The following is an 8,030-nucleotide window of genomic DNA, read 5'->3' on the forward strand; positions in this document are numbered from 1 at the left end:
ATGCGGATATGGTTAAAACCCGACCGGATGCGTGCCTACAATGTTTCCACGGAAGAAGTAATGGAAGCGATGGCCGAACAAAGTATTATCGGATCTCCGGGCCGGCTTGGACAGAGTACGGGAAAACGCTCCCAGTCGCTCGAATATGTACTCACCTATCCGGGCCGGTATAACAAACCCGAGCAATATGAAGACATCATTATACGCGCCACGCCAAACGGGGAAATTCTTCACCTGAAAGATGTTGCCGAAGTTGAACTTGGTAGTGAGTTTTACGATATCTATTCCAACCTCGACAACCATCCTTCTGCCGCTATCGTATTAAAACAAACCTATGGGTCCAACGCTACAGAAGTAATCAAAGAAGTAAAAGAAAAGCTGGAAGAAATTAAAAAAACTTCCTTCCCCCCGGAAATGGAGTACCAGATCAGTTATGATGTATCTACATTCCTGGATGCCTCTATTGAAAAAGTAATCCATACACTTACCGAAGCGTTTATACTGGTTGCTCTGGTGGTATTTATATTCCTGGGCGACTGGCGCTCCACCCTCATACCCACCCTTGCTGTACCGGTATCGCTGGTAGGCGCTTTTATGGCCATGAAGTTTTTCGGCATTACCATCAACCTTATTACCCTGTTTGCGCTGGTACTGGCCATCGGCATTGTGGTGGACAACGCCATTGTGGTGGTGGAAGCCGTGCATGCCAAAATGGAAGAAGAACACCTCTCACCCTACAAAGCCACTAAACAGGTATTGAATGAGATCAGTGGTGCCATTATCGCAATTACCTTGTTGATGACGGCGGTATTTGTACCCGTGGCATTTATGAGCGGACCTGTAGGTGTTTTTTACCGGCAGTTTTCCATTACCATGGCCAGTTCCATTGTTATTTCCGGTATCGTGGCGCTTACGCTTACTCCGGTTCTCTGCGCCATGATCCTCAAAAACAACCATGGTAAGCCAAGAAAAAAGACCCCTATCAACCTGTTTATAGACTGGTTCAATAATAAGTTTAATGGCCTGCTGGGTTCCTATACCCGTTTCCTGAAACTGATTGCACACAGAAGGGTACTGACCTTTGGCATGCTGATCGCTTTTTGTGCCAGCATTCTGCTTACTACAGCAGCTCTTCCATCGGGTTTTATACCCGGCGAAGACCAGGGCATGATCTATGCTATTATTCAAACCCCTCCTGGCTCTACCCTGGAAAGAACCAATGATATTGCCCGAAAGCTGCAGGAAATCTGCGAAAAAAACGAAGGAGTACAATCTGTGTCGGCCCTGGCCGGTTATGAAATCATGACCGAAGGTAGGGGCTCCAATGCCGGAACCTGCCTCATCAACCTCAAAAACTGGTCAGAACGTAAACAATCCGTGCACGAAGTAATTGAAGAACTGGAGAAAGAAGCGAAGACCATACCAGGTGCTACGATCGAATTTTTTGAACCACCCGCCGTTCCTGGTTATGGTGCAACCGGTGGTTTCTCCCTACGTTTGCTCGACAAAACCAATACCGGCGATTACAAAGCCTTTGGCGAAGTAAACACTGCGTTTATGGAAGCCCTGGAAAAACGCAAAGAGTTAACCGGTCTCTTTACTTTTTTCGCAGCCAATTACCCGCAGTATGAACTGGAAATAGACAACCAGGCTGCCATGCAAAAAGGGGTATCAATCGGCAAGGCAATGGACAACCTCTCCATCCTCATTGGCAGTACCTATGAACAGGGCTTTATCCGCTTCGGAACATTTTTCAAAGTATATGTACAAGCCGATGCCAAGTACCGCGAAATGCCGAGTGATCTCATGCAGCTCTATGTAAAAAACAATCGTGATGAAATGGTTCCTTATTCAGCCTTTATGAAAATTAAAAAATCACAGGGCATGAATGAGATTACCCGTTACAATATGTACACTTCTTCTGCCATCAACGGATCACCTGCCTCCGGCTACAGCAGCGGGCAGGCCATTGATGTAATCAAAGAAGTGGCAAAAGAAACCTTACCCAAGGGATATGATATCGACTGGCTGGGTTTGTCTAAAGACGAGGTACAAAGAGGCAACGAATCGCTGTATATCTTTTTGATTGTACTGGGATTTGTATACCTGGTACTGGCTGCCCAATATGAAAGCTTTATTATTCCACTGGCAGTTATCCTTTCGCTACCCGCAGGTATATTCGGCGCGTTCCTTTTATTGAAAATGATGGGACTTGCCAATGACATCTATGCGCAGGTAGGATTGGTAATGCTGGTAGGCTTATTGGGCAAAAACGCCGTATTAATTGTAGAGTTTGCCATCCAGAAACGACAGCAAGGATTAACCGTGCTGGATGCAGCCATTGAAGGCGCTAAAGTACGTTTCCGCCCCATCCTTATGACCTCCTTTGCCTTTATAGCTGGATTACTTCCCCTATTGGTAGCTACCGGCCCCGGTGCCATCGGCAACCGTACCATCGGTGCCTCTTCCGCAGGAGGCATGCTGCTGGGAACAGTATTCGGCGTAATTGTAGTTCCGGGCTTGTATTATGTATTCGGCAGCCTGGCAGACGGACGTAAACTCATCAAAAAAGAAGAAGACACCCCCTTAACAGAAGAATTTTCACATCATGGAAAAAAGAAACATCCAAAAATACACCTGGATCGCACTGACGACCCTGCTGCTGGCCAGTTGTAAGCTACCGGTACTGGTTAACCGGGAAGTCAATACCAGTGTTCCGGAAGCGTATACCAATACAACTACCGACAGCACTAACAGCGCTTCCGTTAACTGGAGAACTATTTTTAATGACCCCTCACTTATTGCACTGATTGATACAGCCCTGTCGCATAACCAGGAATTGAATATCCTGCTACAGGAAATTGAAATCAGCCGTAATGAGATCCGGGCAAGAAAAGGAGAATACCTTCCCTTTGTTGGTGTAAAAGCCGGTGCAGGGGTTGACAAAGTACCGCGTTATACCAATATCGGTGCCCTGGAAGCAACCACTGAAATCAAACCAGGCAAAGAAATGCCGGAACCGCTGGGTGATTTTGGCATTGGCCTGTATGCCAGTTGGGAAGTAGATATCTGGCACAAACTGCGCAATGCCACCAAAGCTGCGAACCTGCGGTACCTTTCCACCGTAGAAGGGAGAAATTTCATGGTTACCAACCTGGTAGCAGAAATTGCCGCTTCTTATTATGAACTGCTGGCACTTGACAAACAACTGGAAATTCTGCAACAGAATATCGCCATCCAGAAGAATGCACTAGAGCTGGTTAAAGTACAAAAAGAAGCTACTAAGGTAACAGAGCTGGCTGTACGCCGTTTCGATGCACAGCTGGCCAATACCCGCAGCATGGAATTCAATATCCATCAGCAGATAACTGAGACAGAAAACCGCATCAATTTCCTGCTGGGGCGTTTTCCTCAACCTGTACCAAGGAATAACGGCGATTTTGAACAAAGCCTGCTGCCAGCCCTGCAAACAGGCCTGCCAACACAACTGCTGTTTAACCGCCCTGATATCAGGCAATCGGAACTGGAACTGGCCGCAGCCAAGCTGGATGTATCGGTAGCAAGAGCACAATTTTATCCTTCCCTGGGTATACGGTCGGCACTTGGGCTGGGCGCCTTTAACCCAGGCTACCTGCTAAAAGCCCCGGAGTCTATGTTATTTTCCCTGGCTGGCGACCTGGCTGCCCCACTGATTAACCGGAATGCACTAAAAGCATCCTATCTGAATGCGAATGCCAAACAGCTGCAAACCGTGTACGAATACGAACAAAAGCTACTGTCCGCCTTCCTCGAAACAAAAAACCAGGTGTCAAATATCAATAACCTGGAAAACAGCTACCTGCAGAAAAAACAACAGGTAGAAGACCTGGTGATGTCTGTAGATATTTCAAACAGGTTATTCAATGCTGCCAGAGCAGACTACACAGAAGTTCTGTTCACCCAGCGGGAAGCGCTGGAGGCCAGGGTAGAACTGGTAGAAACCAAGCTTAAACAATGGCAGGCTTCTATTAACCTCTACCATGCATTGGGGGGTGGCTGGCGATAAATACAAGCAGCAAGCATTCTTCCAATACTAAACAGCTGCCTGTTACAGGTGTACAACCCGTAACAGGCAGCTGTTTTACGTAACCGGGTGTTAAATACCCGGTATAAACCAACACTAACTGTACTGCTTATTCATAACCCGGGTTCTGTACCAGGTTGGGATTGGCTGCCAACTGGGTAGCCGGAATGGCATATATTTCTTTTCTTGCATCGCCGGTTGGCTGGTGGTCCCACCAACTGCCATTGGTAAAATGTCCGAATCGAATAATATCGGCGCGGCGTTTACCTTCAAAAATAAACTCCCTTCCTTTTTCAGCCAGCAGTTCATCCAGGGTTAAACTGGCCGTGGTGTATTGGGCGGCAGACCAGTCTTCTTCCGAAAAAGCCCTTCGCCTGCTGGCATTGATCAGGTCCACCGCCTCCTGGGTGGCAGCACCGCCATTCTTTCGCATAATGGCTTCCGCTTTCATGAAATAGATTTCAGTAAGGCGGTAAATGATGTAATGATTTTCCTGGTAATTCGCATCGTCGAGGGTTCCGCTTTTGTACTTATTGAAACGGGCGCCACTGTTCTCTTCCCCTTCTGCCATGCTGCCTTCACTCGTCAAATCTCCTTCACTTTCTCTTCGGATACTGTTTACATACGCAAAGGGCTGCCCATTGTATTCTTCTGTTCCCAGGATTTGTTCCGTGGTTCCGTATTTGTACTGCGGTCCGAAAAGAAACCATTCTTTCTTACGAAGATCATTTTCAGCATAGGCATCAAACGCCGTTGGAATTACAACAAAGGCATTCCATCCGCCATAACCTACTTTCAATACTTCACGAATATTGTCATAACCCATGAAGAAACCACCCCATCCAAACGTAAAGCCCCCTTTCCGGCTAAAAGCGAACTGGAATAAAGCTTCTTTTGCCAGCCGATTGGTATTGGAGAAGGTCTCATTCAGGTTATCGGCCAGCGCCGGCCCACCGTTTAAGCCACCCGACTGGCCACTGATTATTTTATCGCAGGCAGCAATTGTTTGGTCCCACATGGCCGTACCGGTAAAATACGCTGCATTCAGGTACAATTCAGCCAGCATAGCATTACCGGCGGCGGCGGAAACCCTGCCCACCATTTCATTGGAATAAGGCAATAATTTAGGCACATAAGTTTCCAGTTCCTCTTTAACAAAGGCAAATACTTCGGCTCTTGATTGTGTGGGCGGATTCAATGGTTCACCCACAACAACAGCAATAGGAATATTTCCCCATAGTTCCATCATCTTCATATAATGGTAGGCGCGCAGCACCCGCAGCTCTGCAACAATTGCATTCATTTCTTCTACACTGATTCCCAACGCCTGATAATTCAGGTTTTCGAGGTCAGCCAGCGCTGCATTGATCATACCTACACCTGTCCAAATCAATGTCCAGGCTGTTCGCATGCGCGGTTCGTTGGAGGTCCAGGTATGATAATGTTGCCGGAAATGATCTCCCCCATCATAACCATGCCGTCCTTTTTGCGGCCAGGCCAGTTGATCGGCCGATAATTCGGCATGGTAATAATAGCCGTTTTGCCCGGTAGGCGCCAGCCAGGCCTGCATATGTGTAAAAGGGCGAAGAGCGGCCTGCATTACTTCTACCTTATTGTTATAAAAATTGTTTTTATTCAGTTCACTATAGAGTGTTTCATCGAGTTTTGTACACCCGCTGATTGTTGTTACCAGCAAAATTGCCGCCAGCAAACTTCCTTTATTGAATGTCATTTTTTTCATACTATGCTTATTTAGAATCCAACGGTTAGGCCAATGGCCATTGATTTGGTGCGCGGGTAAAATCCACGGCCGTCTACCCCGGTTTCAAAACCTGTATCCTGTAATTCAGGGTCTATTCCGCTATAACCGGTAAAGGTGGCCAGGTTTCTACCGGTAATATATAACCGCATATTTCGAATGAGTTTGGTATTAAAATGGAAACTATATCCGATTGTAAGGTTATCCAGTTTTACAAAATCGCCTTTCTCCAGGTAATAATCCGAATACTGCGGTGCATCATTTAAGGCATTATGGGTAGTAATGGCACTTTTCAGGAGGTTATTCGGCAACCAGTTCTTATTACCAAAATACAATTCCTTTGTATTGAGGATATCATACATAAACTTTCCCCGGAAGAACACCGTCAGGTCAAAGTTCTTATAGGTAAACCGGTTATTTAACGCAAGCTGTAACTTAGGTACACCGTTGCCTATAACTACCAGGTCATCATTATTCATTTCATTGGCGGGTGCTTTGGAACCATCGGCTTTATAAAACTGCCATTTACCATCTTCTGTAAAACCGGCAAAGCGCTTTCCATAGAAATTACCCACAGCGCCCCCTTCTTCCAAGCGAAAAGCATTGCCCAATGCGCCGGGAGAGGGAAGGCCGTAGAACTCCAGCCAGTTTGCTTTAAACACATCGTTAGACAGTTGTGTGAGTTTATTCTTCTGGGTATTACCGGTAAAATCTACATTCCATTGGAAATTTTTATTTTGAACAGGGATGGCGGATAACTGCAGCTCAACCCCGCTGTTACGTATTGATCCAACATTGGTATAGATCTGGTCTCGCACAAAAGAAGGCTGTTGTGCATTGTAATTATACAGGAGGTCTTTGGTAGTTCTGTTGTATACATCAATAGAACCGGAAACCCGGTTATTCAGTATAGCGAAATCCAACCCAAAGTTCCATTCCGCTTTTTGTTCCCAGCGAAGGTTGGGATTGGGATTACGAACAGGACCATAGGTTTGGTAATACACGCCGTTCTGCGGATAAACACCGCCTGTCCCCAGCGTTACAATGGACTGATAATTCGGAATCCCCTGGTTACCGGTAACCCCGTACCCAACCCGCAGTTTAAGTTGATTAATAAGGCTGATATCCTGCATAAAGGCTTCTTCAGAAATTACCCAGCCCGCAGAAACCGCCGGAAAATTTCCCCATTTATGATTGGCGCCAAAACGGGAAGACCCCTCCCTCCTTAAAATTGCCGTCAGGAAATAACGATCACTAAAGGAATAATTAACCCGTCCGAAAAAAGCGATCAGGGTATTGTCAACTTTATTACTTCCCATACCCGGGCGCGGCAAGGTGGTGTTTTGGATAGCACTACCTGCACCCAGGTTCCAATCCAGAAACCCGTCGGTCGTAAACCCATTGTTGTTAACATTGAACGCTTCCGTGGTTTCATATTGATAACTGTATCCTGCCAGAGCGGTAATGGTATGATCCGTGCCAATATCACGGGTATAATTGAGGGTCGACTCCAATGTTTTACTCCAGTATACAAGATTGGATTTGGAGGCATAGGCCATGCCCTGGTAATCGCTATTCGGGCGCTGATCCCAGTCCTTTCTTGAGCGATAATAGCGGTCGTTGTAATTATCGCGCACGTAAGACACAAAGGTGCTTGCCGTTAGTCCCTTGATCAGCTTCAGAGATAACAGGGCATCGCCCGAAAAGGTCTGTTGGTTTCGTTCAGAAATTCTATGTGCCAGCCTGGAAAGCGGGTTGTAATTATTGTAGCCCTGCGTTTCAAAAAAACTACCGTCGGGGTTATAAATAGGGGCCGTTGGATTTCGTTGAATAGCCTGTTCGAAATCACCGCCGCCGCCACCAAGCAAATTGGCTTTGTTCATGGTAGCAGCAATGTTTACCGACAGACTCAGCCGGTCGTCCAGGCCACGCTGGTTGATATTTACTCTTCCACCAAACTGCTCTCTCCCATTCTGTTTAGCTATACCATTGGCTTCATTAAAAAACAAAGAAGCCCTGTAATTGGTTTGTGCAGTACCGCCAGAGGCAGCAAAGTTATAGTACTGGCTGAGATTATTTTTATTGATCAGTTCTTCGTACAGATCCGTTGTAGCACCAAAATCCTGCGAAGGCGCTACCACCCCGTCTGCAATAAGTTTCCTGAAGTCAGCAGCTGTCATATAATCGGGTTTCTGATCTATATACTCC

Annotated in this window: 4 protein-coding genes; 2 read left to right on the forward strand and 2 right to left on the reverse strand. The window is 46.5% G+C overall.

The window, feature by feature from the left end:
• Together A1D16_RS07315 and A1D16_RS07320 are read left to right on the forward strand one after the other, a co-directional pair.
• The coding region (locus A1D16_RS07315) for an efflux RND transporter permease subunit (protein WP_290708698.1) at positions 1–2,676 on the forward strand (2,676 nt) is incomplete at its 5' end.
• Positions 2,609–4,045, forward strand: coding sequence for an efflux transporter outer membrane subunit (locus A1D16_RS07320; RefSeq protein WP_290708699.1), 1,437 nt, complete (start codon positions 2,609–2,611; stop codon positions 4,043–4,045). The genes A1D16_RS07315 and A1D16_RS07320, both read left to right, overlap by 68 nt.
• A gap of 127 nt (positions 4,046–4,172) precedes the next feature.
• On the opposite strand, the gene A1D16_RS07325 is transcribed toward A1D16_RS07320, so the two are convergent.
• Together A1D16_RS07325 and A1D16_RS07330 are read right to left on the reverse strand one after the other, a co-directional pair.
• The gene (locus A1D16_RS07325) at positions 4,173–5,804 is read right to left on the reverse strand and encodes a RagB/SusD family nutrient uptake outer membrane protein (protein WP_290708700.1); all 1,632 of its coding nucleotides are present in this window, start codon (positions 5,802–5,804) and stop codon (positions 4,173–4,175) included.
• 11 nt (positions 5,805–5,815) lie between these two features.
• Positions 5,816–8,030: SusC/RagA family TonB-linked outer membrane protein (locus tag A1D16_RS07330; RefSeq protein ID WP_290708701.1), on the reverse strand; the 2,215-nt coding region annotated here is incomplete at its 5' end.

This window comes from Flavihumibacter sp. CACIAM 22H1 (assembly GCF_001601815.1).
In the GTDB taxonomy this organism is placed as follows: domain Bacteria; phylum Bacteroidota; class Bacteroidia; order Chitinophagales; family Chitinophagaceae; genus Flavihumibacter.

Coding starts and splice junctions, on each gene's coding strand:
- A1D16_RS07325 (WP_290708700.1), bottom strand. CDS start 5,804: ATGAAAAAAATGACATTCAATAAAGGAAGTTTGCTGGCGGCAATTTTG.
- A1D16_RS07320 (WP_290708699.1), top strand. CDS start 2,609: ATGGAAAAAAGAAACATCCAAAAATACACCTGGATCGCACTGACGACC.